Source organism: Alteromonas sp. BZK5, assembly GCF_014349115.1.
Classification (GTDB): Bacteria; Pseudomonadota; Gammaproteobacteria; order Enterobacterales; family Alteromonadaceae; genus Alteromonas; species Alteromonas macleodii.
The window spans coordinates 1-1883 of sequence record NZ_JACSOE010000226.1 but is presented as its reverse complement, the minus strand read 5'-3'; the positions used below and the strand labels follow the sequence as shown (position 1 = coordinate 1883).

At 43.3% G+C, this 1883-nt stretch carries 3 protein-coding genes; all 3 read left to right on the top strand.

Features of this window, described 5'->3' with window-relative positions; all coding sequences use genetic code 11:
- The coding region (locus BIZ39_RS21510) for a type I-F CRISPR-associated protein Csy1 (RefSeq protein ID WP_316248273.1) at positions 1–613 on the top strand (613 nt) is incomplete at its 5' end.
- Complete coding sequence (csy2, locus tag BIZ39_RS21505; protein WP_187448068.1) at positions 613–1584, top strand: type I-F CRISPR-associated protein Csy2; 972 nt, start codon at positions 613–615, stop codon at positions 1582–1584. The genes BIZ39_RS21510 and csy2, both read left to right, overlap by 1 nt.
- A 48-nt stretch (positions 1585–1632) precedes the next feature.
- Positions 1633–1883: type I-F CRISPR-associated protein Cas7f/Csy3 (locus BIZ39_RS21500; RefSeq protein WP_187448067.1), on the top strand; the 251-nt coding region annotated here is incomplete at its 3' end.

Sequence of the window (1883 nt, the reverse complement as noted above, 5' to 3'; positions counted from 1 at the left end):
GGACGTTAACTTTCCTCAAACCGCTATTCAAACATTTGGTGGCTCAAAGCCTCAAAACATTTCACAACTGAATAGCGAGCGGTATGGTCAGACATTTTTACTCAATACTTCACCACCAACCTTTCAGTCACAGGTTAAGCCACCGCTGTCTCACAAAACTATATTCAGTAATCAATTTACGAGAAAAGTGTTTGCAAGTTTAAGAGAGTTCAAAACGTTTTTAGAAAATTTAAAACCACACGAAAACAACTTTAGAACGCGCTATAAGCGAGATCATTATTTTGTCATCCCAATCATTGAGCAATTACTACATTACGCCAGCTCAATCCAAAAAATCGAAAGTGGTTGGGCGCAATTGCCGGAATGCAGCCTTAAAGCCGAGCATGCACTTTGGTTAGATCTCAATAACGAAGATTCAAATTTTCAAACTGAGCGTGGAAAGCGCAATTGGCTTCCAGTAGTAGCGAATGACTTTGCTACTTGGCTAATTAAGCAGCTAAAAAGTGACGAACACTACCTATTGGGTGATGTTGAGCATGCTTACTTTCATAAACTCTGCTTACACCACTTAACGCGTTTTGAGCGTGTAACGCCAGCAAAGGGGAACGTTTAATGAGCCAATACCTTTTGATTAAGAAACTGTATGTCCAAAACGCAAATGCTATTGCTGGTCTTACTTACGGCTTCCCTGCAATGACCAACTTTTTAGGATTTGCACACGCGATATCTAGAAAGCTACCTAATGAACTTAACGTTGCTTTAGATGGTGTCATGGTGATTAGCCATAACAATACCGTTCACGTCCGCCAGCCCAAAGGGTGGGGCGACTATGTTTTTGCACTTTCTAGAAATCCACTAACCCAGCAAGGGAATACAGCCCCCATCAACGAAGAGGGCCGTTTATCCATGGAAATTTCGCTGTTAATTGAAATGAAAGGTTATCAAGCCGGAGACCAAGTGACAGGTGAGCAACTCACAAGAACGGTGACACGCCTTCTTCCTACATTACGTCTTGCAGGTGGCCAGATTGTCCGTTTTGACGGTGTTTCTATAACAACTTTAGACGATGAAATGAGCACACTCAGACAGTTGATGCCAGGCTTTGCACTCATTGACCGTAGTGATTACCTCGCCGCGCATTATAGGGCATTACAGGAGAAAGACAGTACGGCAACACAGTTCGATGCATGGTGCGATTTTACAACGCTTAAATATGAAGCTAAACCCGTTGACGATGCGACAAGCGGCAGTAACGAAAGTGGCACTGATAAAGCAGAATGGCATTACGTCAGAAAGCCTTATCCAGGCTATCTAGTACCCATAAATACGGGTTATTGCGCTATCTCAAAAGTGTACGAGCAGGGTGAAATTGCCAATATAAGAGATCCTCTTGTGCCTGCACTCTTTGCCGAAGCGGCTTATAGCGTTGGAGAGTGGAAGAGTCTGCACGGGTTGCCCTCAATTAATGCGGCCATCTGGCGATACCAGCACCAATACCCTTGGTACTTAGCGAAATCTGAGCCTTTCGTCGAAGATATAGTAGAGCCCGATAACTTCGACGAAAGCAGTGAAATGTCCTTTTAAACGAACAGCAAATATAAATTGAATTAACATTGGTAATGGAGATACATCATGGCAGAACTTAAACTAAAAACCCCTTCAGTATTGGCATTTGAAGCAAAACTAATTCCTTCTGATGCATTGATGTTTGCCGGCAACTGGGGAGAGGAAAGTTGGGACCCAATAAAGGTCGGTGAAAAAGCGGTGAGGGGAACAATATCGAACCGTCTTAAAGCGGCAATGGCAAATGATCCTGTAAAGCTTGATGCGGAAGTATCAAAAGCAAATCTTCAAACAGTGGACATCGCAGCGCTCGATCATAA

Coding starts and splice junctions, on each gene's coding strand:
- csy2 (WP_187448068.1), top strand. CDS start 613: ATGAGCCAATACCTTTTGATTAAGAAACTGTATGTCCAAAACGCAAAT.